This is a genomic window from Flammeovirga sp. SubArs3, assembly GCF_947387565.1.
GTDB classification, from domain to species: domain Bacteria; phylum Bacteroidota; class Bacteroidia; order Cytophagales; family Flammeovirgaceae; genus Flammeovirga; species Flammeovirga agarivorans.
Genome location: NZ_CANDOA010000002.1, coordinates 760,338 through 784,167 on the forward strand (window position 1 = coordinate 760,338; position 23,830 = coordinate 784,167).

Consider the following 23,830-nt stretch of genomic DNA (forward strand, 5'->3'; position numbering starts at 1 on the left):
TGGAAGGTGCCTTTTTTATGAATTTACAAAATCAGCAAATTGAAATAGAAGGATATAAATAGAAAATTATAACAATCATATTTTTTAAGTGAGTTGTTCGCTTAAATAATAGATAATGACTTTAAAAGTTCTTTTTTGATGTGTGTTTGTTGTTATTAAATAAATACCTTTGCGACCCTTTCATCTTTTATCATCAAAACACATTAATCAAATTGAAAAAATATTTACTCTTCCTTTCAATTTCTATTCTTTCTTCTGTAAATGTATTTTCCCAAAAAAGTATGTTCGATGAGGATAGTATTACTAACCTTGATGAAGTCATCATTTCATCGTCTTTTTTAGCAACAAAATATACTCCCGTTGCTTACGAGGATTTATTGGTTGAAGATATCTCTTTCAAAAATATCGGACAGGAACCTTCTTTTCTTCTGTCTGAAAGCCCTTCTATGACCGTTTATTCTGATGCGGGTGGATATCAAGGGTATTCTTATTTTAGATTAAGGGGAATTGATCAAAGTCGAATTAATTTCACCTTGGATGGTGTTCCTTTAAATGAACCTGAAGACCAAGGCTTTTATTTTGCAAATTTTGGAGATTTTCTCAACTCAGTAAGCTCTATGCAGATTCAAAGAGGAGTAGGGACAACTCAAAACGGTACAGCCAGTTATGGTGGTAGTATACAATTTGCTTCCGTCAACTTGTACGATTCTACTTATGCAAAGCTCGAAGGTGGATATGGTTCATTTAATAGTTATAGAATTGCAGGTGAATATAATTCTGGGGTTAAAAATGACAAAGCAATATATGTTAGAGCATCTCATTTAGCTTCTGATAATTATAAATATAATGCTGATAATAATTCTGTTTCAGGTTTTGTTAGTGCTGGTTTGTTTAAAGAAAAGTACGATTTGAGGTTTACGACTTTTGCAGGTAATCAGAAGAATGGTTTGGCTTGGGCAGGTGTATCACAAGAGTTGATCGATGAAGATCCTAGAACCAATGCTAACGTTAATGAAAGAGATAACTTTACACAAACGTTTTCTTCGTTATCAAATAAATGGTCGATTTCAGATCAGTCAACATTGAACACTAGTGTTTTTTATAGCTATGTTGATGGTAATTATGATTACAATTGGCTAGGCTATGATACTAACCCTGATACGCTCGACAACTATGCCTTTACCTCTAATTTTGTTGGGTTTTACTCTAATTATCAATATGAAACTGATCATTTGAAATGGACTACTGGAGTGTTGATGGATTGGTATGCTAGAGATCATGTTGGAACAAATACTTATGACCCGTCTTTATTTTATAAAAATACAGGCTACAAGAATGAAATAAGTGCTTTTACTAAAGCAATGTATCAGTTGGATAATTTCTATTTTTTTGTTGATTTACAATATCGATATGCATCATTTGATTATGAAGGTGATGTATCCTTTGAAAAATTAGAATGGAACTTTTTTAATCCTAAAGGTGGGGTGACATATAAGATTGATTCCTCTTGGGATGTATACTATAACATTGGAAAAACAGGTAGAGAACCCACAAGAAACGATATGTTTGGAGGTTGGGATAACTTGTTGGCAGACTCAACAGGAGCTCCTCAGATTGGAGGAACAGACCCAGAATATGTTGTAGATCAAGAATTTGGAGTTCGAGTATCAAAACAAAATTGGAATGCAAACCTAAATGGTTTCTATATGAGTTTTGATAATGAGTATATACTTGATGGTCAATTAGGGCCCAATGGTTTGCCTTTAACCAGTAATGTAGAAAGTAGTATTCGAACGGGAGTTGAGTTGGAAGTGACTTATCATTTAAACGAGCATTGGAAATTAAAGAATTCGACCTCTTATAATTACTCACAAGTGAAAGACCAAGGGGTGGAATTCAGTCAAATTTTGACACCAAATTGGATTGTAAATCAAGATATTCTGTATATGATTCAGCGCTTTGAAATAGGTGCTACTTTGAGGTATCAGAGTGAATCATATATTGATAATGCAAATGAAAATACTATCGATGGATACTTCTTACTAAATGCCAGAGCGTCATATATTCTCAATGATCATATACAAATTTCAGTTATTGGAAATAATTTAACGAATTCTTTCTATTATAATTATGGGTATGTAGATGTTTGGGATAATAACACAAATAAATACCTTGTAACAGCCCCTATTAATTTCTATGGAAACTTAACTGTTACATTCTAAGTAACTTAGAATATTGAAGCATGTAATGTTAAAAATTGGACATTACATGCTTTTTATTATACTTTTCAATGGTGTAAACAGAACGTTTTATCAAAAAACTGCTAAATTGCAGTACATTATATGTTATAACTATTTTTCTCTAACGATTTTTATCTTAATTTTGCAGCTGTGCATTAGTTTCAAACAGTTCAATCTATTTAAACTTACTTTAACTTAAATTACAATGAAAAAACTAACACTTTTAATGCTGACATGCATCTGTATGTTAGGTAATGTCGCGTATGCCCAAAGTGAAATAAATTTCTCACTAACACCCAAACGATCATCTATCGTAATTGATGTAGATGAAATCTACAGTAAGTCTATCACTTATCACTTGATAGATTCTAACAAAGTAGAGGTAGAGGCAAAAAACCTTACAGAAAAAGGTAAAAAGGTATTAAATTTTAAAGAAGTACCTGAGGGGAATTATGAATTAGAACTTCTATTCGAAAACAAAAAGATTGTAAAACAAATCAGAGTGGCTCCAAACAAAAAGATTTCATTTATATCTAATAAATGGGAGGCTCTAAATGCAGGATTTGTTATTAATATCAGAGGGAAGAAAATGGAAGTAAGAACCAACAATAACCTCGAAGAAGAATTTGAAATTATCTTTAGAGATATGATTGGTAAGGAAGTTTATAGAGAACACTTTACTGGAGGAATGAACAACGTAATGAATGTAGATTTATCTTCATTTGGTACGACAATGTTTATGATGGATCTAGAGGTAGGAGATGCTTTATATTCCGATATTGTATCAACAACAAAGTAAAAAAAGAGAGGTACTTGATTAGTCAGGTACCTCTTTTAGTATATCTGTAATTTTTTTTATCCTTTCGGAGAGGTTACCATTGATTAAATGATACCCACCATAGATATCTGTTAATTCTTTCTTGAAAATTTCTAGAATAGCCTTTCTATCTTCAGGATTGGGATGTTCTCTTTGTTCGTCATATTCCCAAGGGACATCAATATCGAGTAGAAATACAGCATCAAATTGTTGAGATGATAGATGTTCAATTACCCAAGGATCACAACGCTTGTATTTATATTCTGACCAAATCTTTATGACCTCTAACCCAGTATCACAAAAGAGAAACTGATGGGCTAATTCTAAGTTGATCTTTTGTATTTCTAACTGTCTCTCACCAATCTTTTTCAGATCAGATTCGATATACGGTCGATGTAAACGATCAATATAATCTCTTGCATACTCTTTTACCCAAAGAGTATCATATTGTTCTGCTAACGCAATGCAGATAGTACTTTTGCCTGTTGATTCAGGCCCTGTGATCAATATATTTTTCACCATATTCGGTTCTCCATTGATAATAACCCCATACAGCTAACAGAGTGTAAACAATAAATAGAAAGGAGGTTAGTTGAAACCCTTTGATGTAATACATATATACTGATATTGCATCGATCACTATCCAGTATAACCAATTAGAAACGATCTTTCTAGTTACCATAAAGGTGGCAATTATACTAAATACAGTTGTAAAAGAATCTACAAAAGGCAATGCAGCATCGGTATATTTTAATAACCCAGATGCAAGGATATAAATTCCAATACCTCCAATTATGAAAAGAATAAAGTGTGTTTTTAAAGACCATTCTGATAATTGTAATATTTCTTGATCTTTTCGTTTAAACTTCCACTGGTAAAATCCTACTACATTCATGATCAGGTAGAATATTTGTAAACCTGTTTCTGCATATAATTTTGCAGTAATGCATAAATACATATAAATAGATACAGATATAGTAGAAGCTGCCCAACACCAAATATTTTCTTTTATGGCTAAGACAGTAAAAGTTATACTAAAAATAACAGCAATTAGCTCTAAACTACTCATGGTCTAAATATAATTTTGAAGATAATTTTTTAGTGAAAGTTCATCTGGAAGTTCATTCAACAAATGCTGATACTGTTGAAATATTACCTTTTCATCATTTGCCATAGAATAGGCTTTTTTAGTGATGCCTCTTCCAGATACTCCTGCAAATATCTTATAAATATATTCATCCATTGGAGATGATAGTAAGTTAGCTTTTTCTTCCTCTAGTTTTGATAGCTGATTTTTTAGTATTTGATATAAGTGTTCGGCTTCAGATTCATTAAACTTTACATTTTCCTCTTTAAAATATTCTGTATAGAGGTTCAATAAAGTGATTAAATCATTTTCCTTTTTAGCAGTTGAAATAACGATCATTAAATCATGAAACTTATCCTTTTCATGTACATCTTGTGTTTTATCAGGGTGCAATTTTTTTGCCAATTGCTTATAAAGACTATTTACAGATGTATGTTTTATCTCAAGTGTATTTGTTTGATTGTCAATATTATGTTTCTCTTTTGAGTTGTGTGCGTTGTTAGCTTTATGAATTGCCTTTTTTAGTTGTTTTTGATAAAGGATAGGAGCAATTATTTGATCAAAATATTTTTTAACTTTTTCATCATTGGATAACATTTCTAGCCACTGTTCTTCAGAAAAATAAGATTCAATGTTTTCTAAATGATTTGATTTATACTGAAGATAGTTGAGTACCTCTTGTTTTCTTTCGTTCTTTTGTTGTGTTTTTGTCTTCTTTTTTGACTTCTTCTCATGTGCACTTTTATATTCTGGGATTAAATCTCTGAACCCCATTGTATCAATAAAAGGAGACTGAAGGGCATCGACCATAAGCTGATTAATAATAGCTTGAAAAACTTGACGTTGCTTACTACTTAATTTTGCATCTTTTTCGAGAAACAATAATTGTTCAATTAGTTTATATAACTCTTGGAACCGTTGCTTGTGTTCTTTTTCTACATATTCTTGGTATGCAGATTTCATATTCACTAAATCACTAGTAATTCTGTTATTTCTATTTTTAAGTTTCTGTACTTTTGCCCAAAGTATAGTAAGTTGATCAGTTAATGTTTTAGGATTTTTCTTGGGTTTTCCTTTCTTAATCTTATCAAATACTATTAATTTATCTTTACTCATATATTTTTGATGAAAATGATTCAGTACACATGACTTTAGACGAAGATAAGATATATAACATAGATCATGAATCGGAAAAGCCTTTTCCAGAACAATTAGCCGAATTAGTGAATGGCAAGTTTGATGGAAAAATGCTTACTGTAGATAATAAAATAGCTAAAGCCACTTATGAGTTCTTTACCGAATTAGACAATATTAAATTGGTGATTCATAAAAGTGAAATGCGATCCAAAGTTAACGTTAGGCATAATCCTATTCTCCAGAGTAATGATTTTGTATATCTAATGATGTTAAAAGAAGGGGAGATCACACATATCTATGAATCCGAAAATAACATTGAAGTTTTCGGACCCAAAAGACAGAGAGGTATAATGATTACCAACTTAAAATACCCGTTGATAAATCAGAGTGAAGCTACTGGATATTGTGAGTGGTTTACAATTTTGGTGAGGAAAACAACCTTAATTGATTTAATAGAAGGAGCAAAAAAAGAAGAGGTCAAGAAAATCATTAGTAGTAATGATCCATGGTTATTCTTTGAACCCTTTAACCTTGAAGTGGTAACGGCTTTGGAGAAAATATTTTCTGTTGAAGAAAAAGTGGCAAGGAAATTAAAAATCTATGGACAGTCACTGATTATTCTTGCTGAGACCATGAACTTACTAGGAAGTAGAAAATCAGAGGATACGAGTAGATTGAGTGTACATGATACAGCCAGGATGTTTGAGGTGAAAGAATACATTACTCAAGACCTTTCTGTAACTCCCAACCTAGAAGAAATTTGTAATGAGTTTGGTTTAAGCAGATCAAAATTGATCAGAGACTTCAAAGCTGAATTTGGCCGCCCTGTTTATAAATTTTATAACCATGTTAGGATGGAAGAGGCAAGAGTGATGCTTGTAGATAAAGGATTGAGTGTAACGGAAGTATCTCAAGAACTAGGCTTTAAAGGATTGTCAAAATTCTCAGATGCTTTTAAGAATTTCTATGGAATGTCACCGAAGACAATGGTAGAATTGAGTACAAAAATGGAGTAATAATTAAAAGTTATTCACAATGTGTGTTGGTTAGTTTATAGTTATTCACATTACCCTGTCATTAATGTTGATAACTATCAATCACAAGTGAATAATTAATTGAATATTATAATTCCTAACTAAAATATATAATTATTGGAATAAAATATTGTCATATTCTGATTGAATCATGTGAAAATACTCAAGTCTATTAACAATTCAAGAATTGATGAAATGTTGATAACTTTGATGAAAGCTTGTTGAAAACTAAAAATTCAAAAGAAAAACTCCTATTTATATTGATTTATAAACAGGAGTTTTTAGTTTATTCACATCCACACAATTTTATTTGTTTAAGGATAGAATGATATGTTTTGTTAAACTCTTCTTTTTCAATTTGTTGAATTTTAGAGAAGGCAGCTTTAAAGTAATCTACCTTTTTCTTTGATTGGAAGTAGTTGTTCTTGAAATGCATAGTAATTGATAAATAATTAAGTTTTATTTCCTTTCAATTAAAAGACACATCAAAACCAATTTCCCCCTATTCATTTATAATAATTTTAGAAATTTATTCTTAATGCCGCTTTAGCAGATATCCATAATATACTATTGTTGGTGTGATAGGTATAGAATGAAGGTGGGTCGAATGGTAGAGTATTATCATCGAAATTCAACTGATAATTTGCGGTAGGACCAATAACGAATGTAAAAGTTTTACCGATAGGTTGGGCATACATTAATGCCACACGAACATAGGAATCAGTAAACTGATCTTCTTCAATCTGATAGAAAGAATGTATTCCACCCTCAATATTGATTCTATTTCCAATAAATGTACCTACCCCTCCTCCAAAGGAAAGACCTTCATTTAAATTTTCTCTTTGGTTAAATTGGTAACCAAATTGATAGTAGTTGTAGAATCTCTTAGATCCTGATCTAAAAGCAAAATTGACAAAACTAAATTCATCTACACTATATTCTGCTGAGTGGTACCCGTCATCGTACCAAGAGAATAAACCGATTGGTATACTATTATTTCCTTTTTTGGCGTAGTTTACAAGCCCGATCTGTAAACCATTCATTTCTTCTGATCTATTATAAATACCAGCAATCTGAGTACCTTTCGTAGTATCGGATACAATATTGAATATTCCTGAAACTTGTGCTCCATTGATATTTTTACCGTAATTACTAATACCGGCTAATTGCATACCATTGATATTTTCTTTGGTACTACTTGTAATACCAGAAACTTGCATACCATTAATGGATTCTGCATAGTTGTAGATACCACTTAGCTGCATACCATGTACATTTGTTTTGGCTGCAGCTAAAATACCCCCAATTTGTAATCCATAAACATTTTTTCTGGTCATTGAAACAATACCACCAACATGCATTCCTAGTGTAGAATCTTTGGCCATATTAAAAATACCACCAACACTCAATCCATCCACTTTGTTCATGTTGTAGTTGGTAATGCCACCAATCTGAAAACCTTTAACATTACCACCGACAATATTGGCTAAACCACCAATCTGTACACCAGTTACTTTATATCTATTGATATTGACTAAACCACCAATTTCAATTCCTTCTACCCCAGCAGAATATCCCATAAAAGTATTTAATGATACCTTATTGACATATGATCCACCTAAGAAATTGGCATTACTTAGGAAAGGCACTAAAGTAAATTGGAACACTCTAGTCTCAGTTTGATCTAAGTTATTAGAGATGATGTCTACCTTTTTCGGAACAAATCTCTGAACAAAACCTAATGTATATGGGTTGGATCCATTCAAGGCTAAGTCATTATCAACAGGAGATGTAAAGTTATTATAAGGCGTTAAAGCGATATTGTATTTAATGAACTTTTCCTCCTTATCTGGGTCAAATTGTACCATGGTATCATAATACCCTCTACCTCTAAAGTAGACCCCTTTATTTAGGTATTCAACAGGAACATCTAGTTTATAGTAACCTAAGCTATCCGTTAATGTTAGCATCTTTCTTTGCTCGTCGTAGATAACTACATTTTCGATACCTTTGCCTGTTTTTTCATCAACGACCTGTCCCACTAAAGGGATATCTTCTTTTAATCGAGCTTGTTGTTGTGGTGTGAGCCTTCGTTTATCTTCCATAGGACGGATTGTTAAACTAAAAGCATCACGAATAATTATATGTGTATCACCTACTTGTTTAAAATCATAAGCACTACCAAACATTTCCAAAAGGATTTGTTCAATGGTAGTATTTTGTACTTTTAAGGAAATCAGTTGGTTGAAGTCAATAATACTTGGATTATAGGAAAAAGAAAATCCCCCTTTTTCACTTACTTTATCTAAAGCATCTTCCAAGGGGACTTTTTTAAACTCTATTGTTATAATTCTATCTAGGAGATCTCTTCTGGTATTTACTCCTGATACATTTTGTATAAGAATCAGAACAAAAATGCTTGATAATATATAGGATTTCATTTAGTCAATTAAGTATGCTTTGTCACCGGTTTTCTGAACTCTGATTCCTAAAGTGGCTTCTAACACTTCAAATACACTTTCGATTTTTTCATGATCAAAGCTACTTGTGACTTTATTCCTGTAAAGGTTTTCGTTTTTAACTTGAATGTCGACTTTATATGCTTTTGCAATAGCACTGATCACTTCATCAAAACTATCATTTTTGAAGTTGAGCTTCTGGTATTTCCAGAACATCTCATTGACAGTATTGATTTCTTTTTTCTTAGGTGTACTTGTGTCTAATGCAGCTATACCTTGAGTTCCTTTCTTTAGCAAAACATATTTATCTTCTTTTGAAGTGAGCTTTACCAAGCCCTCTGTTACAGTTACCTCAACTTTACCTGATGAGGTGTTGACATTAAACTTAGTGCCTAGAACAGTAACATCTCCATATTGGGTATGCACAATAAATGGCTGATTTTCATTGTGGGCTACTTCAAAATAAGCTTCTCCATCGAGTTCCATCTCTCTAGAATTTCCTTCAAAGGAGTTGACAGCCAATGTTGTCCCTGCATTCAATGTAATCAGTGACCCATCGGTTAAAGTATCTAGTTGAGGAACATCAACAGCAACGAATTTAGTCGTCTCAATTGGAGTGGCCTGCTGTCCAGAATACCATCGAATACCAAAGAATACTAAAACAATAGCAGCCACTCCCGCAGAGTATTTGTACCAAGGGGAGAAGTTGACCACTTTTGTGGTATTCTTTTCTTCTATCTGTTGGGACATCCGTTCCCAAGCCTTATCAACATTAACACTCACTGCCGGAACCTCAGTTTTTGCAGTAAGCATCCATACACTTTGTAATTCATCAAAGTATTGTTGATTTTTTACATCATTCTTAAGCCAAATTTCCACTTCTTCGTTTTCTTTCTCCGAAGTTTCACCGGTTAAAAATTTTGTAAGTAATATATCGTCAATTTGTGAAAAGTTTTCCATAATCAATTAGAAGACACTTACCATAGAGAATACCCCTATGGTGAAATCAGAAAATTTTAAAAAGAATGAAAATTAAAATGGAAATAAATGCAGAAAGCTCAGTTTTGAGGTATTTCAATGCACTAGACATTTGATTCTCAACTGTTTTTATACTGATGCTTAATTTTTCAGCGATCTCAGCATATTTTAATCCTTCAAACCTGCTCATCATAAATACCTCTTTCCTCTTGTCAGGAAGACTGTTTATTGCTTGATGAATTTTCTGATTTAGTTCTGAAGCTTCCATCACATCTGCCGATTGTATGGCTTCTTCTTCTAACACAGATTGATTATGTGATTTGTAATCTTCTTTCACTTGAAGGTGACGGATTACATTTAAACATTTATTCCTGATAGCTCTAAATAGATAAGCTTCTATTGAGGTATCAATATTTACTGATTCTCGATTTTCCCAAAGCTTGAAAAGTACATCATGTACTACATCTTCTGAAGCTTCAATATCTTTTAGAAAAGTATTGGCATAAGCACAGAGTCTTGGGTACTCTTCTCGAAAGAGTTTTTCAAATTTATCTTTTGTAATGATTTCTTGTATCAAGACGCTAACGATAGTTCATTTAATGCAATTATTCTTTCAAATACGGTTACTTCAAAGAATTTTATGCAATATAAGGATTAAGCAAAACATTATTTTTCTATTTTGAAGTACAATTTCAAAACAAGAGAATGGACTTTTCAGAAAACTTCAATCTACACGAGAGTATCAATACTTTTTCTTTATTATGGATCATTTTAGGAATCGCTACTTTTGTGATTTTATTTTATGGTAAAGTTACTGCCCCATTTGGTCGTCATACAAGATCTGACTGGGGGCCTGTGATCCCAAATTCTTTAGGATGGTTTATCATGGAAATCATTTCACCTATTGGGTTATGGTTAGGGTTTTATTTTGGTTCTGATGGCACTATGGAAACTTCTAACCAAGCATTTATTGGAATGCTATTATGGAGCATTCATTATTTGAATAGAACATTTATTTTCCCTTTAAGAATGCCCAATAAGAAAAAGAAGATGCCTTTGATTATTACCTTGTCTGCAATGCTGTTTAATTCTGTCAATGGAACTTTAAATGGATACTTTTTAGGGAGTGATTGGATCCTGCATTCTAACTACTTACTATTATTAGGTGGTTTATTATTTGTCTTGGGGATGAGTATCAATATTAAATCCGATAACATACTGTTGTCATTAAGAAAGCCTGGAGAAACCCACTACGTAATCCCTAGAGGTTTTTTATTTGATAAGGTAAGCACACCCAATTTATTTGGTGAAATTGTAGAATGGTTTGGTTTTATGTTGATCGTTCCGAGTTTTGGAAGCCTTAGCTTTTTATGTTGGACGTTAGCGAACTTAATTCCAAGAGCAAGAGACCATCACGAGTGGTATCTATCTCATTTTGACGACTATCCTAAAGAAAGAAAAGTAGTTTTTCCTTTGATTTATTAGAGTGAGTGATGGTTTTGTTCTTATTAACGAGGTATTTACTATTTCCTTTTTATTATAAAATTTAATTTTCTACCTTTGCATCTCGAAAATTTTTGTATTGATAAATTTATCACACAATGGATTTAATCAAAAAAGTTGAAAAGGATTTTTCATCCAACATGGAGAAACATCCCGCTTTCGGCGCTGGCGATACGGTAGACGTATACGTAAAAATTAAAGAGGGTAACAAGGAGCGTGTTCAAAAGTTCCAAGGTACAGTTATCCAACGTCGTAACAAAGGATCTTTAGGTGAAACTTTCACTGTACGTAAGATCTCTAACGGTATTGGTGTAGAGCGTATCTTCCCATTAAACTCACCAAACATCGACAAGATCGAGGTATTGAGAAGAGGTAAAGTAAGAAGAGCAAGATTATTCTACTTACGTGGTCGCTACGGTAAGGCTGCGAAAGTTAGAGAAAAAAGATTCTAAGAATCTGATCTTGGCTTCGCCGAATATCATACAAAGCCGACATTCTGTAATAGAGTGTCGGTTTTTTTATTTTATACTCTTAGATTTACACTTCAAAAGTCATTATAAACAATTCGTAAATTTCAATGTCCAAGAAAATATATTTTGCTTCCGATTTTCACTTAGGAACTCCATCTGAAGAAGAGAGTTTAAAAAGAGAAAAAAAGATCTGCCGTTGGTTAGACATGGCAGCAGAAGATGCTGAACATATATATTTATTAGGCGATTTATTTGACTTTTGGTTTGAATATCGTTTTGCAGTTCCTAAAGGCTTCTTACGTTTTCAGGGTAAGCTAGCTGAACTTGTAGATAAAGGAGTAAAGATTACCTTTTTTACTGGTAATCATGATATGTGGATGTTTGATTACTTTCCTAAAGAACTAGGAGTAGAAATAATCCGAGAGCCTATCGATGTAGAATGGTACGGTAAGACATTTCATATCGGGCATGGTGATGGACTTGGACCAGGCGATTATACCTATAAGTTTCTGAAAAAGGTATTTGCCAATAAAATGTGCCAGTGGCTTTTTGGTTTTTTACATCCAACCATTGGAATGGGAATCGCACAAAATTGGTCAAGACATTCTAGAGCTTCCGGTGCGGAGAAAGACCATGAGTTTCATGGAAAGGAGAAAGAGTGGATATGGATATATTGTCAAGAAGAACAAGCGAAAAAATATCGAGATTATTATATCTTTGGTCATAGGCATTTGCCTTTGGATCTTGAATTAGATCAAGGAGGTAGATATATTAATACTGGAGAATGGCTTTCTTATGACACATATGCAACTTTCGATGGAGAAAAATTGGAGTTACTTACTTATAAATAGTATCATTTGCTTTGTACTTGCCTCGTTTACTGTAAAGGGTCAGGAACTACTTTTTGAAGTTACTGTAGGTGAAGTGTCTTCTGTTGATATAGATCGTACAGGTAAAGTATATGTTGTAGACTCACAGGGTAATGTCACACAATACATAGGAAAGAAAGTGCATAGAAGGTATTCTCCGACTACTCCAGCAGAAATTCAGATAGATGCATGGCCAATGTTAAATACTACGGTATTTTCTCCAGATTGGCAGGGTATACAAATTTTAGGTCAGCAATTGACATTACAAAATGAGTATTTATTCGATCCTAGTTTAGTAGAATACGCATCTGTAGCTACGAATTCAACTGATGGAGGCATATGGCTGTATGATCAGCCTGCCTTTAGATTGAAAAAATATTATCCAGATCAAAATAATATTGGCTTGGATGTATCACTCGAACAAATTATCAACCAACCTTCTTGGAACCCAACTTGGATTAGAGAATATCAAAATAACTTATATGTTGTTGATGAATATCAAGGGCTATACGTGTTTGATCTGTTGGGGAATATTCTATTAGAACCATTTTATATCTCGAAATGTAGATCAATAGGGTTTACAGATAAGGAATTTTATTGGTTAAAAGGAGGGAAGCTCAAGTTTAAATCACTTTATGGAACAGAGGAAAGAGAGATAAATTTACCAGATAGAAAGGTGAATTTTGTTCTATACGATGCCACTCAAAAAAGAGTCTACTGTTTTATAAAAGATACGATGAAAGCTTATCAGTTAGTAAATTAATTATGGATTTATATCAGGATTGGCAAAAAAATGCCAAAGCAAAATTTAAAGAGCACAAAACATTTTTACAGAGACTAAAGAAACAGAAAAAAGGGAAACAGATTGATCAAATCGTTAACGATACGGATGAAGCTGCTTTTGAGACTTTTGACTGTCTTACTTGTGCGAATTGCTGTAAAACGATAAGCCCTGTAGTTACTGCAACAGATGTAAAGAGAATCGGAAAACACTTAAGAATGAAAGAAACAGAAGTGATTTCTGACTTTATGAAAGTGGATGCTGATGGTGATTATGTAATGAATAGACAACCATGTCCTTTTCTTGGAGCAGATAATTACTGTTCTATTTATGAGGCAAGGCCTAAAGCTTGTAGGGAGTATCCTTTAACACAGAATCAAGGGTTTAATCAACGCCCTGCACTACATGCTAGAAATACTTTAACTTGTCCTGTTGTATTCCATGTTGTGAAAGAATTGAAAAATAAACTATAAATATCTCGATTTAAGATAATGATGCTTAACAACTAAAACCTATTCCTCATCAATTATACATATTTGCGATATTACTTATTTTAATAACTTAATTAACATAGTGTGAGCAACACTATTAACAACCTATTATCAAACAATCAGAATGAGAAAAATTACCCTTACCCTAGGAATTCTACTTTCAACAATTTTATGTCATGCGGTAGATTTGGATAAAATCACTGATGAACATCTTTCAAGAGTAAAAGGAGTAGAGTACAACGAGACAAATGCTAAATCTTTTGTAGAGCAGTACATTGGTATATTTTCAGAAGGAAAATCGGATTACTTATTTCATACAGAAACAGAAGAATTAGTTGCTTTATTTAAAGGAGGAATCCAAAAAGCAAAAATGATTGAAGTTGTAAAAACTTCAGGTATGACTAACGTTTATTTCATGATCAATGATGTGATGATTCATACTTCATACAAAAACTCTACTGGAGAAATGTATATGTGTCGTTTTAAAAAAGACGGCATAGATATCAAATAACTTATAGTAGAAGAAAAACAAAAGGCCACTTTTTTATAAAAAAGTGGCCTTTTGTTTTAGGGGTTTTGCATAACATTTTCCCTTAGGTAGATAAAGAACAATAATTACTACGCAAATGAAAAAAGTTATCTTAATCTTATTCTATTGTATACTGATAGGATGTAATCAAAATAAGGAAGTAATTCCTGCTGACGAATATAAAACTTACGTAAGAAGTAATCTAAATGAAACTTTTAGACATGAAGTAAAAGTAAACATCACTAAGATGACTTTTGAAAGAAGAACTTCAGATGGAGACTTTTATAAAGGGAACATTTCTAAAGCAGCAAAAATATCATCTAATGAAGCACAGGATTATGTACTTCATATTAAACAAAAAAGACAATCTTGTGAGTATGATTGGATGGAAACAGATGAAACGGAGTTAATGGAATTTTCTTTCTTTAATGAAGTCGACGGTTTTACATTACAAGAATGCAACTAAATAAAAAAGGTGATTGCTACTACTGTAACAATCACCTTTTTTCAACTATTTCTATTTTCTAGAAGCCAAACACTACATCGAGTGTCGCTCCAAAAGTGGGTTCTCCGGTTTGAACATCTATACCTGGTGATAAAGTGAAACCTGTACTCCAATGGCTATTTAGTGAATAGGCTAAACCTGTTTGAACAATAACAGAACCGCTCCATTCTCTATGTGATCCATCTTCTACAGTATTATCGTAGTCATCAGGGTGTGTGATATCATCTACATCCACATCAATATAATGATCTCCTTCTTCATGGTGTGAATCGTGGTAACCAAATGTACCACCAATACCTACAAAAGTACCCCATCTTGAATGTCCGATAGGAATTTCTCTAACAACAACACTGGCAAAGTGCTTACCTGTAAATTCAACTGTACCTTGAAATTTTGTCAAATGGGCAAAATAAATAGATCCTGTGAACTCAAAGTAGCCACTATTGTTATAAGAAATCTCTAATTCATAACGATTATGATGAGACTTTTCACCATGTAATATATCTGGATTTGCCTCGATGTGCCCTTCCTGATGCTTCTCCTCTTTTGTTACAGTAAGATCTTCTTGTTCATCTTCTGTATAATCATGTCTTGTATTTTGTGCTATTGAACAAGTCCAAGCCGTAATACAAAGCAACGTGGTGAGAAATGACGTTTTTAAATTCAAAGCGTAAGACATAAGATTAGTAATTATTAGAGATCAGATTTATTATGGTATGTAAATCTGTCTACGCAATATTATGACTTATGTTCAGTATTAAACAATATAGTTTGAATATATTAAGAACGATTACAGTTTTTAACAACTAAAAACCAAATACAAGATCTAATGTCATCCCAAAATTAGGCTGATGTGTTTCTACATTGAAACCTGGAGATAAAGTAAATCCAGTACTCCAGTGTTTGTCTACAGAGTAAGCTAAGCCAGATTGGAAAATCACACTTCCTGTCCAATCTCTGTGTACAGAATCATGATCAGTTACATCAGGAGCATGCGGTGCACTAGTTGTTGTTGTACCATGTTCTTCACCTTCTTTTTCAAAACCAAAAGTAGATCCAACACCTACGAAAGTACCAAATTTAGAGTGCCCTAAAGGAATCTCTCTAACAAAGCATCCTGCGAAATGATGGCCTGTAAATTCTACTGTACCTTGGAATTTTGTTAGATGGGCAAAGTATACAGAGCTTGTAAATTCAAAATGATTTCCATTGTTATAAGATAGCTCTACTTCAAAATGGTTTTCATGATGTTCGCCTTCGATGATGCTTTTATCATGATCTTCTTTTTTCTTCTTTTTATCTATTCCTTCTGCAAGACAGTCGACAGTGAAAAAACATAGAAATAAGAATACGTTCGAAATGATAATTTTTTTAGTCAACACGGATATTCACACGTTTTGTTCATTTAATTTATTGATTCAAACTATCAAATTAAATAATAATATGTTTCATGTATTATTATTTATTAACAATAAGTGCATTGTGTTACGGTTAAAGCTGTTTTAAATCATCTTTTTTTGGTGATAGTCTTATAATAGTGAATAAAAAATCACTTAAATGGCTTGTTATAAGCGTTTTATAGACACTTTTGATTTTGTATTACTTTTTTTAGTTTTTTGTTAATTTGTAGTGGTAATCAACACATCCCATAAGACTGCTTGAGTAGTATCTACATGAGTAACAGATACCGTATTTTTTAAAGAAGCATATTGAAAATTTTCGGGGTTATCATATCTTTCAAGAGTTAGATTGCCTCTAAACTCAAAAGTATGATGTGTTATCATCACAGAATCGGCGGCTCTTGTAAGTAATTGTGTTCTGCCATATACGGGAGGTTCTAGTGGGTAACGATCTAAAACAATAACCCTAGCAGTAAGTGCTGTACACTTTTCCCAATTGAATTCAACCACTCCTTTTTTAAGAGGGTATGATTCTATAGGCTGACAGGCTACAATGATAAATGGTATAGCAATTATTAGAAGTGAAATTTGTAATATTCTTGTCATGAAAATATCGTTAAGTTTTCCCTTAAATTTAATGATTTAATTCGAAAAACTCTTTATTCTCTAATTGGAGGGTAATTGTACGGTATAAAAAAAGGGAATCATTATTGACTCCCTTCATGTTGGTACTTTTAGTTGTAATTTGCCGGATCTAAGGCTTTTGCCGTCCATCCTTTCAAGAACATCAATACTTTATTTTTATCATACCCTTTACCACTTTCTAAATAAGCAGAATTTTGGATGTGAAGTACTTTACCGCTACCATCGAGAATCACGAAGACTGGGTAGCCAAATCTATTAGGGTACCCTAAATATTCCATGGCTTTTTTGTTCTTGTTTTCTTTGCTCCAATTAACAAGAACAGTCTCATATTCATCTTCCATGATTTTAGAAATTTCTGCATCGTTATGAGAAAATTTTGCATATAGTTTACACCAACTACACCAATTTCCTCCTACTTTTACAAAAACATGTTTATTTGTTTTGCTTGCTTCTTTTATTGCTGTTTGAATATCTTTCATTGCATCAGCTTCGGGATCATACACCTCGTTTTGAGCGAATACATTAGAGACAATCAGTAGAAAAAATACAGTGATAGAAGTTTTGAATAGTTTCATCATTTTGTTTAATAAAATAAGAATATGAATTCTGAATATGTAGGTTATATCGCCTCAGCAATATTAATGCTTTCTTTTACTTTTAAGAAGGCAAATACCCTAAGAATAATCAACTCAATAGGATGTATTGTGTTTGTCATCTACGGTGTGATGATAGATGCTTGGCCGGTCATCATCTCTAATGGTTTTATTGCTTTGGTAAATGCCTACTATTTATTTCTTAGTAAGCAGTAAGTCTAGAGATGATCTCTAAGAATAGGCATACTCATACAATGAGAACCTCCTCTAGCTCTAGATAATTCTGCCGATGGTAGCAATATCAAAGTGTTGCTAATATCATCTGGATGTACCTCCTCTTTTATAAGTTGATCTAAAAGGTCTGCAGCTTTGATGACATTCATACCTTGTTTTTTGAAACCATTCGATGTTTTGTCATTTCGGTCATAACCAATCACAACTCCCTCTTTAAGAGCAAGAACATTGCAAGAGTCTGTCCACTGTTCTCTTCTGCCGTGTGGGAATTCATTATCACCTGAATAGATAAATTTGGTAGGAGATTCAGACTTTAAGTCATTAACACTGATGTCGTTTAATAGATCTTCTAGATAGTTAAAACGTATAGGGGTATTATAATCTTCTCCTTTTACATACTGTAGTATTTCTAATTCATTTTCACTTTTAGATCCACCTAAAGAAGAAATGAAATCTCCTTTTTCTTTCTTTAATCCTTCTTTAGAGAAAGAACCAAAAATGACCCACATATCTCTTTTCACTTGTGTGAAGGTAGTATCAATGTGCATATAGGCTCTTTTGGCAGGGATTTTTACTATTGTGACCTTCTCTACAATATTTCTATCATGCATTTCATGAATCACTTTACTTGCCGCATGGATTGAAGTTCTTTCACTAACACCGACAAGTAGGTGATTGGGTGCGACCATCATCACGTCCCCACCTTCTATAGTGACCAGTTTCTTTTCTTGTTCTTCTTCATCCAATAAGAAAAAATCTTCGGGATCAGTGATTTCAATAATTTTATCAGTGTAATTCTGGAACATGGAATGATTAAAGAAAATGTACTTCATTAAAATCGATTCCCTTGTTCTTGCTTTCTTCTTGGGTTTATTTAATAAGATATGATCATTAACTGTGATCCCTATATCTCTTGTGAATATTAAATTGGGAATAGGAGGAAAGATCATTCTTTTATCTGGAAGGATACCTGAGATTAATGTTCTTGCCAAAACAGATGATTCTAGCTCCATTAATTCTTCTTGTAACAGATAAGATGTTCCTTCATGAGCACAGACAGAGGCAATCATTCTTTGTCGAAGTTCTTTTTCATCCAAAAGAGAAGAAAGTAAGGCCTGTGGCTCTATCACTTTATCAGAATTGAAGTATTTTTCTTTATCGGGTTTATAAAAGTGTCGTTCATTTTCTGGTAAGTCAATTTTATGAATAACACTGTGAATTTTATTATAATCTAGAAAGTAGAGGAGAATCTTTAAATAAAGGTCGTATTCTTTTTTTCTCATGGTGTCTAGGTGAACGATATCTTCAAAAAGCCAATCTTGAGCTTTTGTCGGAATTACTTTACCTATCCCTTCATCTGGACTGTGAATTAATAGTCTTCTTAACGTACCTACTTCAGAGCTTACGTGAATGTCTTGATAATTTTCCATCGATTGATTTAAATAACATATGTGGTTAAATAAATTTAGCAAAAAAAGTGGAAGGATAATATAGATGTCTCATTATCTATGTTGTTACAGATCCAAAGAAGAAAGAAGAATCATGTTTTTCATGAAGAAGAAACCTATTATTTAATCCCAATAATTGACTTTTTTGAAGAGTTTTTAAAAAAATGAAATGAAAATTTTTGTTATATAAAGTGTAATATCTACATTTGAGGATCAATTCAAGTTCTTTTTAAAATTAAATTTCGTTATCAGAGTTCATGCTTTCATCGGAAGCATACAATCCATCTCAAATTAATTTATTGTAAACATCTGTAAAACAAATCGTTAATAAAGATTTGTTAATTGTCATTATATAATGATGATTAAATTTTTAGTTGTTATTGATAAAAGTCATTTTTACACTTATTACTTCGTAATAGGTTTGTATTGTGATCGGACACATCAACAACACAACACATAAAACCATTCCTATCACTCTTATACCACATTTTAAACAACACCGCCCCATAATGGGATTATTGTACTATTTCTAGAATTTTCCTAGGGGGACACAAATCACATTACGATGACAGAAACACACAAATTAGCCAGTAAACTTTTATCGGAATCTAAACAGGTGAGTAACGATTTATCGGTTGCTCAACTTGTCGCTGAAGCTATTAAAAATGGAGAGGGCGTATTGAGCTCAACAGGGGCTATCATGTGCGATACTGGAAAGTACACAGGTCGTTCACCACAGGATCGCTTTATTGTAGAAGACGACTACACTAAAGACAGAGTATGGTGGGGTAGCATTAATAAGCCTTTCCCTCAAGACAAATTTAATGGCTTGGCCAGTAAGATGGTCGATTACTTGTTAGACAACCAGAAATTATATGTAAATAACGTTTATGCTGGAGCCGATCCATCATATCGTATAAAGGTGAGAGTGGTAACCCCTCTTGCTTCTGTTTCTCACTTTGTAAATAACATGTTTATTGTACCATCAGATGAAGAGCTAAGATCATTTGGTGAGCCGGATTATGTTGTTTTACAAGCACCAGATTTTAATGCGAATCCAGACCTAGATGGAACGCGTCAAGGTAATTTCTCGATTCTGAATTTCGGTGAAAAAGCAGCCTTAGTAGGTGGATCAAGATATACAGGAGAGATCAAAAAAGGTATTTTCTCTGTATTAAATGCTTTACTTATTGATCAGGATGTTTTACCAATGCACTGTTCAGCAAATGAAAGCTTAGATGGAGAATCTGCTGTTTTCTTTGGTTTGTCAGGTACGGGTAAAACAACATTATCTGCTGATCCAGATAGAAATTTGATCGGAGATGATGAGCATGGCTGGTCTGCAAATGGCATCTATAACTTTGAAGGAGGTTGTTATGCTAAGACAATTGATCTTACAAGAAAGAATGAACCGGAAATTTGGGACGCGATCAAGTTTGGTGCTACACTAGAAAACACTCGTTTCTTCCCTGGTACATCAGTTGTGGATTATACGAATGTAGTTGTAACAGAAAACACAAGGGTTTCATATCCGATTGAGCATATTAGTAATGCTAAAATTCCATCGGTTTCAGAAACTCATCCTAAGAATATATTTTTCTTAACATGCGATGCATATGGTGTATTACCTGCTATTTCTAAGTTAACGAAAGAGCAAGCAATGTATCACTTTATGTCTGGATACACTGCAAAAGTTGCAGGTACTGAGGCAGGGATCACAGAGCCTACACCAACGTTCTCAGCATGTTTTGGAGCACCATTTATGCCATTACACCCTTCAGTATATGCAAAAAAACTAGGGGAGAAAATGACAGAACATAATACTAATATTTGGTTGATCAATACAGGATGGTCAAATGGACCATCAGACAAAGTTGGTCGTACTAAATTGAAGTATACAAGAGCAATGATTACTGCTGCCTTGGAAGGTAAGTTGGATCAGGTAGAGTTTGTTGAGCACCCAGTCTTTGGAGTACAAATTCCTACTGAAGTACCAAACGTACCAAAAGAAGCATTAGATGCTCGTCAATCTTGGATCGACAACGGTTTTAAAGGATACGATGAGACTGCAATGAAGTTGGCAGGTAAGTTTGTTGCGAATTTTAAGAAGTTTGAAGATGGTCTTGAAGATAAATCTATCTTACAAGGAGCACCATCTGTAGCTCAGAAAGTTTAAAGACGATATTATAATATGAGATTTTAAAAATAAATATCGATTTCATAAAGGGTTACTACATTTGTGGTAGCCCTTTTTTATGCACATAACACTTATCAATAGACTGATTGATTGGTGATTCTGAAAAAGTTTCATAATGTAAGGTTTTCTCACTTTTATTAAGAGATGTGTTACATAAATTCAATCTGATGAAGGAATAATGCTATTCTATGTAACACAAAAGACATCTTTCCTTCCTTTTATTTCTTTAATATTTCTTCAAGATGAACTGTATGTTAACTCTTTATTTTGATAGTAATAAAGTGGAAAACGACCTATATACTTGCAGCACAATTCGCATACGCATACTACAATAATTATCAATGAAAAATTCGCATATTCGTCTACTGGTTATAGCAGTAGGTCTTTTATTATCATGGGACAACTATGCCCAAGATAGCTTTGCAGCTGAGAACGAAGTATTGTTAGACTCCTCGACAACTTATTCACCTGAACAAGACGGTGAAGGACTTATTCAAAAATCATTACCAAAGAGCTGGACAGACCGTATCAAAGTGAGTGGTTATATTCAAGCTCGATATAATGGGTTGTTTGAAACAAACCCAGATTTAGAAGTGCCTCAAATGGATAAAAACTGGGGTGCAGATAAAGGTATTTCATTACGTCGTGTTCGTATGAAAGTGAGTGGTTGGTTATTGGATAACGTATATGTTTATTTACAAGCCGATTTTGCTCCTCCTGCTCCTACTTTAAGAGATGCTTATATGGATGTTTATTTTGATCATCATAAATCTACTTGGATTAGAGTAGGGCAAAGTAAAGTACCTTTCGGTTTTGAAAACATGCAATCTTCTCAATTCCGTATTCCTTTGGACCGTACAGATGCAATCAACTCAGCTTTACCTAACGAGCGTGATTTAATGGCTGTTTTATACCATACACCTCAAAAAGTTAGAAAAGTGTATGAGTTTATGAAAGAGAATAACTTAAAGCACTCTGGTAACTATGGTACATTTGCTTTAGGTGCTTATAATGGACAAAGTATTAATACTCAAGATAAAAATGAGAACTTGCATGTAGTAGCAAGAGCTTCATGGCCATTCCAGTTTTCAAACGATCAAATATTAGAAGTATCGGTACATGGTTATACAGGTCAATATGTTTTGCCTAATGTATCTGAAGGAATGCAAGCAGAAGTAGAAGAAGGTGGAGAAGTGAAACGAGTGTATGCTGATGGTATTAACTTTGATGATGCTAGAGTTGGTGCTACTGTAGTTTGGTATCCACAACCAATTGGTTTTCAGGCGGAATACAATTACGGTAGAGGTCCTGAATATGATGCTGTAGAAGATGTGATTAAAACACAAAACCTTGAAGGGTTTTATGCTATGCTATTTGCTAAACTACATTATTCGCATCATACATTTTTCCCATTTGTAAGATATATCAACTACGATGGTGGTAAAAAGTTTGAATTAGATGCAAGAAGTTATACTGTAAACGATTGGGAAATCGGTGTAGAGTGGCAACCAAACAGAGCGTTTGAATTTGTAGCTATGTACACTATTGCTGACCGTACGTATGTGGATCATGATAATCCTGTAAATGCACAAGCAGGTAACTTACTAAGACTTCAAATGCAAGTGAATTTCTAAGATAATTATTCTATCGATATATAAAGTCACACTTTCTTATCATAAAGAGAGTGTGACTTTTTTATTAAAAACGTTTTCCGATTGCAATAGCAAAACACATGGCGTCATAAACTCCGTGACCATTACTGGATTTAAATTCATAGGAGAACATCGGTGTTACATCCCATCCGCCTTCCCCTTTTATCGGGAATTCTTTTTCAATACTTGTTTTTACTACAAAGAAGTTTCTATTCTTTTCCATTTCAATACCTGGACCAATTCCAATAGCCCAAAGATGAGCAAACTCGTAATAAGCCATTAATGCTCCTACATATACATACTCCCTTTCTAACTCTTCCTCTTCATGACTTACTTCGATCACATAGTTCGATAATTCTAAATCATTTGAAATACCGATAGCAAATTTATGGGAGAACCAATATTCATAATCAAGACCAATAACAGGAATAATTAGTGTTCGTACTTCTGTATAATTATTAAACCCTTTAGGAATATATCCATGTCCCCAGATTAAGGCCACTCTATGGTGTTTTAATGATCCATGCGCTGCTTCTCTTCCATGTACTTTTTGTGATTTAGGAGATGAAGAGTCATGTTCTGAAGAAGGAGTTTCATATTGTGCAATAGCTTGAGTTGTCATCAGTAATAATAGACAGCAGAATGCTAAAAATTGTCTCATATTGATAGTGAATAAAAAGGGGATAAATGTTTTGATTACTAAAATAATTCAAAACATTTATCCCCATATAAATTTTAATATCAATCTTATTTAGAATCAA

General features: G+C 33.2%; 26 protein-coding genes. 13 read left to right on the forward strand and 13 right to left on the reverse strand.

Going from position 1 to position 23,830, the window contains the following annotated elements:
• Positions 1-212: 212 nt before the first annotated feature.
• Positions 213-2,222: a TonB-dependent receptor gene (locus QL232_RS07640; RefSeq protein ID WP_281613669.1), complete on the forward strand. Its 2,010-nt coding sequence runs from the start codon at positions 213-215 to the stop codon at positions 2,220-2,222.
• A gap of 223 nt (positions 2,223-2,445) precedes the next feature.
• The gene (locus tag QL232_RS07645) at positions 2,446-3,039 is read left to right on the forward strand and encodes a hypothetical protein (protein ID WP_168880908.1); all 594 of its coding nucleotides are present in this window, start codon (positions 2,446-2,448) and stop codon (positions 3,037-3,039) included.
• Positions 3,040-3,057: 18 nt separating this feature from the next.
• On the opposite strand, the gene QL232_RS07650 is transcribed toward QL232_RS07645, so the two are convergent.
• The 3 genes from QL232_RS07650 to QL232_RS07660 are packed head-to-tail and all read right to left on the reverse strand — an operon-like array spanning position 3,058 to position 5,260.
• Positions 3,058-3,579: an ATP-binding protein gene (locus tag QL232_RS07650; RefSeq protein ID WP_168880909.1), complete on the reverse strand. Its 522-nt coding sequence runs from the start codon at positions 3,577-3,579 to the stop codon at positions 3,058-3,060.
• Complete coding sequence (gene pnuC, locus QL232_RS07655; protein ID WP_281613670.1) at positions 3,548-4,126, reverse strand: nicotinamide riboside transporter PnuC; 579 nt, start codon at positions 4,124-4,126, stop codon at positions 3,548-3,550. Before pnuC ends, QL232_RS07650 begins: the two co-directional genes overlap by 32 nt.
• 3 nt (positions 4,127-4,129) lie before the next feature.
• Complete coding sequence (locus tag QL232_RS07660; protein ID WP_281613671.1) at positions 4,130-5,260, reverse strand: hypothetical protein; 1,131 nt, start codon at positions 5,258-5,260, stop codon at positions 4,130-4,132.
• 29 nt (positions 5,261-5,289) lie between these two features.
• Here QL232_RS07660 and QL232_RS07665 point away from each other — a divergent pair, with 29 nt between their 5' ends.
• Positions 5,290-6,297 (forward strand): AraC family transcriptional regulator, encoded by a 1,008-nt coding sequence (locus QL232_RS07665; RefSeq protein ID WP_281613672.1) that lies wholly within the window; start codon positions 5,290-5,292, stop codon positions 6,295-6,297.
• A 304-nt stretch (positions 6,298-6,601) separates the two neighbouring features.
• Here the strand turns inward: QL232_RS07665 and QL232_RS07670 are convergent, their stop codons facing one another.
• The 4 genes from QL232_RS07670 to QL232_RS07685 all read right to left on the reverse strand — a co-directional run bounded on the left by QL232_RS07670 (position 6,602) and on the right by QL232_RS07685 (position 10,329).
• Complete coding sequence (locus tag QL232_RS07670; protein WP_281613673.1) at positions 6,602-6,751, reverse strand: hypothetical protein; 150 nt, start codon at positions 6,749-6,751, stop codon at positions 6,602-6,604.
• A gap of 85 nt (positions 6,752-6,836) precedes the next feature.
• Positions 6,837-8,756, reverse strand: a complete 1,920-nt coding sequence (locus QL232_RS07675) for an STN domain-containing protein (protein WP_281613674.1) — start codon at positions 8,754-8,756, stop codon at positions 6,837-6,839.
• Positions 8,757-9,734 carry a FecR domain-containing protein gene (locus tag QL232_RS07680; protein WP_281613675.1) on the reverse strand — a complete coding sequence of 326 codons (978 nt, stop codon included), beginning with the start codon at positions 9,732-9,734 and terminating at the stop codon, positions 8,757-8,759.
• 46 nt (positions 9,735-9,780) lie between these two features.
• Complete coding sequence (locus tag QL232_RS07685; RefSeq protein WP_281613676.1) at positions 9,781-10,329, reverse strand: RNA polymerase sigma-70 factor; 549 nt, start codon at positions 10,327-10,329, stop codon at positions 9,781-9,783.
• Between the two features lie 128 nt (positions 10,330-10,457).
• Here QL232_RS07685 and QL232_RS07690 point away from each other — a divergent pair, with 128 nt between their 5' ends.
• The 7 genes from QL232_RS07690 to QL232_RS07720 all read left to right on the forward strand — a co-directional run bounded on the left by QL232_RS07690 (position 10,458) and on the right by QL232_RS07720 (position 14,861).
• Positions 10,458-11,237, forward strand: a complete 780-nt coding sequence (locus QL232_RS07690; protein ID WP_281613677.1) for a hypothetical protein — start codon at positions 10,458-10,460, stop codon at positions 11,235-11,237.
• Positions 11,238-11,353: 116 nt separating this feature from the next.
• Positions 11,354-11,707, forward strand: coding sequence for a 50S ribosomal protein L19 (rplS, locus tag QL232_RS07695; protein WP_168880918.1), 354 nt, complete (start codon positions 11,354-11,356; stop codon positions 11,705-11,707).
• A 125-nt stretch (positions 11,708-11,832) separates the two neighbouring features.
• Positions 11,833-12,576, forward strand: coding sequence for a UDP-2,3-diacylglucosamine diphosphatase (locus tag QL232_RS07700; protein WP_168880919.1), 744 nt, complete (start codon positions 11,833-11,835; stop codon positions 12,574-12,576).
• Positions 12,542-13,357, forward strand: a complete 816-nt coding sequence (locus tag QL232_RS07705) for a hypothetical protein (protein WP_281613678.1) — start codon at positions 12,542-12,544, stop codon at positions 13,355-13,357. The genes QL232_RS07700 and QL232_RS07705 overlap by 35 nt, the downstream gene beginning before the upstream one ends.
• 2 nt (positions 13,358-13,359) lie before the next feature.
• Complete coding sequence (locus tag QL232_RS07710; RefSeq protein ID WP_281613679.1) at positions 13,360-13,848, forward strand: YkgJ family cysteine cluster protein; 489 nt, start codon at positions 13,360-13,362, stop codon at positions 13,846-13,848.
• A 142-nt stretch (positions 13,849-13,990) separates the two neighbouring features.
• A complete protein-coding gene (locus QL232_RS07715) occupies positions 13,991-14,377 on the forward strand; it encodes a hypothetical protein (RefSeq protein ID WP_168880922.1) in 387 nt (128 codons plus the stop codon).
• Positions 14,378-14,492: 115 nt separating this feature from the next.
• Positions 14,493-14,861, forward strand: a complete 369-nt coding sequence (locus QL232_RS07720; protein ID WP_281613680.1) for a hypothetical protein — start codon at positions 14,493-14,495, stop codon at positions 14,859-14,861.
• A 58-nt stretch (positions 14,862-14,919) separates the two neighbouring features.
• Here QL232_RS07720 and QL232_RS07725 read toward each other — a convergent pair whose 3' ends face one another.
• The 4 genes from QL232_RS07725 to QL232_RS07740 form a co-directional block, all read right to left on the reverse strand.
• Positions 14,920-15,579, reverse strand: a complete 660-nt coding sequence (locus tag QL232_RS07725; protein WP_281613681.1) for a hypothetical protein — start codon at positions 15,577-15,579, stop codon at positions 14,920-14,922.
• A gap of 127 nt (positions 15,580-15,706) precedes the next feature.
• Positions 15,707-16,282: a hypothetical protein gene (locus tag QL232_RS07730; RefSeq protein ID WP_281613682.1), complete on the reverse strand. Its 576-nt coding sequence runs from the start codon at positions 16,280-16,282 to the stop codon at positions 15,707-15,709.
• A gap of 237 nt (positions 16,283-16,519) precedes the next feature.
• Positions 16,520-16,906, reverse strand: coding sequence for a hypothetical protein (locus tag QL232_RS07735; protein WP_281613683.1), 387 nt, complete (start codon positions 16,904-16,906; stop codon positions 16,520-16,522).
• Positions 16,907-17,034: 128 nt separating this feature from the next.
• Complete coding sequence (locus QL232_RS07740) at positions 17,035-17,523, reverse strand: thioredoxin family protein (protein ID WP_281613684.1); 489 nt, start codon at positions 17,521-17,523, stop codon at positions 17,035-17,037.
• Between the two features lie 21 nt (positions 17,524-17,544).
• Here QL232_RS07740 and QL232_RS07745 point away from each other — a divergent pair, with 21 nt between their 5' ends.
• Positions 17,545-17,754 (forward strand): YgjV family protein, encoded by a 210-nt coding sequence (locus tag QL232_RS07745; protein ID WP_281613685.1) that lies wholly within the window; start codon positions 17,545-17,547, stop codon positions 17,752-17,754.
• Between the two features lie 2 nt (positions 17,755-17,756).
• On the opposite strand, the gene QL232_RS07750 is transcribed toward QL232_RS07745, so the two are convergent.
• Positions 17,757-19,202 (reverse strand): arginine deiminase family protein, encoded by a 1,446-nt coding sequence (locus tag QL232_RS07750; protein WP_281613686.1) that lies wholly within the window; start codon positions 19,200-19,202, stop codon positions 17,757-17,759.
• 583 nt (positions 19,203-19,785) lie between these two features.
• Between QL232_RS07750 and pckA the strand changes: the two genes are divergently transcribed.
• Both pckA and QL232_RS07760 read left to right on the forward strand, forming a co-directional pair.
• Entirely contained in the window at positions 19,786-21,396 is a 1,611-nt protein-coding gene (gene pckA / locus QL232_RS07755; RefSeq protein WP_168880929.1) for a phosphoenolpyruvate carboxykinase (ATP), read from the forward strand.
• A 362-nt stretch (positions 21,397-21,758) separates the two neighbouring features.
• Positions 21,759-23,051, forward strand: coding sequence for a porin (locus QL232_RS07760; protein WP_168880930.1), 1,293 nt, complete (start codon positions 21,759-21,761; stop codon positions 23,049-23,051).
• 64 nt (positions 23,052-23,115) lie between these two features.
• Here QL232_RS07760 and QL232_RS07765 read toward each other — a convergent pair whose 3' ends face one another.
• The gene (locus QL232_RS07765; protein ID WP_281613687.1) at positions 23,116-23,730 is read right to left on the reverse strand and encodes a hypothetical protein; all 615 of its coding nucleotides are present in this window, start codon (positions 23,728-23,730) and stop codon (positions 23,116-23,118) included.
• Between the last annotated feature and the right edge of the window lie 100 nt (positions 23,731-23,830).

Excerpts from the sequence above, each read along its gene's own strand:
- QL232_RS07645 (WP_168880908.1), top strand. The coding sequence starts at position 2,446 with ATGAAAAAACTAACACTTTTAATGCTGACATGCATCTGTATGTTAGGT.
- QL232_RS07650 (WP_168880909.1), bottom strand. The coding sequence starts at position 3,579 with ATGGTGAAAAATATATTGATCACAGGGCCTGAATCAACAGGCAAAAGT.
- pnuC (WP_281613670.1), bottom strand. The coding sequence starts at position 4,126 with ATGAGTAGTTTAGAGCTAATTGCTGTTATTTTTAGTATAACTTTTACT.
- QL232_RS07660 (WP_281613671.1), bottom strand. The coding sequence starts at position 5,260 with ATGAGTAAAGATAAATTAATAGTATTTGATAAGATTAAGAAAGGAAAA.
- QL232_RS07665 (WP_281613672.1), top strand. The coding sequence starts at position 5,290 with ATGACTTTAGACGAAGATAAGATATATAACATAGATCATGAATCGGAA.
- QL232_RS07670 (WP_281613673.1), bottom strand. The coding sequence starts at position 6,751 with ATGCATTTCAAGAACAACTACTTCCAATCAAAGAAAAAGGTAGATTAC.
- QL232_RS07675 (WP_281613674.1), bottom strand. The coding sequence starts at position 8,756 with ATGAAATCCTATATATTATCAAGCATTTTTGTTCTGATTCTTATACAA.
- QL232_RS07680 (WP_281613675.1), bottom strand. The coding sequence starts at position 9,734 with ATGGAAAACTTTTCACAAATTGACGATATATTACTTACAAAATTTTTA.
- QL232_RS07690 (WP_281613677.1), top strand. The coding sequence starts at position 10,458 with ATGGACTTTTCAGAAAACTTCAATCTACACGAGAGTATCAATACTTTT.
- rplS (WP_168880918.1), top strand. The coding sequence starts at position 11,354 with ATGGATTTAATCAAAAAAGTTGAAAAGGATTTTTCATCCAACATGGAG.
- QL232_RS07700 (WP_168880919.1), top strand. The coding sequence starts at position 11,833 with ATGTCCAAGAAAATATATTTTGCTTCCGATTTTCACTTAGGAACTCCA.
- QL232_RS07705 (WP_281613678.1), top strand. The coding sequence starts at position 12,542 with ATGGAGAAAAATTGGAGTTACTTACTTATAAATAGTATCATTTGCTTT.
- QL232_RS07710 (WP_281613679.1), top strand. The coding sequence starts at position 13,360 with ATGGATTTATATCAGGATTGGCAAAAAAATGCCAAAGCAAAATTTAAA.
- QL232_RS07715 (WP_168880922.1), top strand. The coding sequence starts at position 13,991 with ATGAGAAAAATTACCCTTACCCTAGGAATTCTACTTTCAACAATTTTA.
- QL232_RS07720 (WP_281613680.1), top strand. The coding sequence starts at position 14,493 with ATGAAAAAAGTTATCTTAATCTTATTCTATTGTATACTGATAGGATGT.
- QL232_RS07725 (WP_281613681.1), bottom strand. The coding sequence starts at position 15,579 with ATGTCTTACGCTTTGAATTTAAAAACGTCATTTCTCACCACGTTGCTT.
- QL232_RS07735 (WP_281613683.1), bottom strand. The coding sequence starts at position 16,906 with ATGACAAGAATATTACAAATTTCACTTCTAATAATTGCTATACCATTT.
- QL232_RS07740 (WP_281613684.1), bottom strand. The coding sequence starts at position 17,523 with ATGATGAAACTATTCAAAACTTCTATCACTGTATTTTTTCTACTGATT.
- QL232_RS07745 (WP_281613685.1), top strand. The coding sequence starts at position 17,545 with ATGAATTCTGAATATGTAGGTTATATCGCCTCAGCAATATTAATGCTT.
- QL232_RS07750 (WP_281613686.1), bottom strand. The coding sequence starts at position 19,202 with ATGGAAAATTATCAAGACATTCACGTAAGCTCTGAAGTAGGTACGTTA.
- pckA (WP_168880929.1), top strand. The coding sequence starts at position 19,786 with ATGACAGAAACACACAAATTAGCCAGTAAACTTTTATCGGAATCTAAA.
- QL232_RS07760 (WP_168880930.1), top strand. The coding sequence starts at position 21,759 with ATGAAAAATTCGCATATTCGTCTACTGGTTATAGCAGTAGGTCTTTTA.
- QL232_RS07765 (WP_281613687.1), bottom strand. The coding sequence starts at position 23,730 with ATGAGACAATTTTTAGCATTCTGCTGTCTATTATTACTGATGACAACT.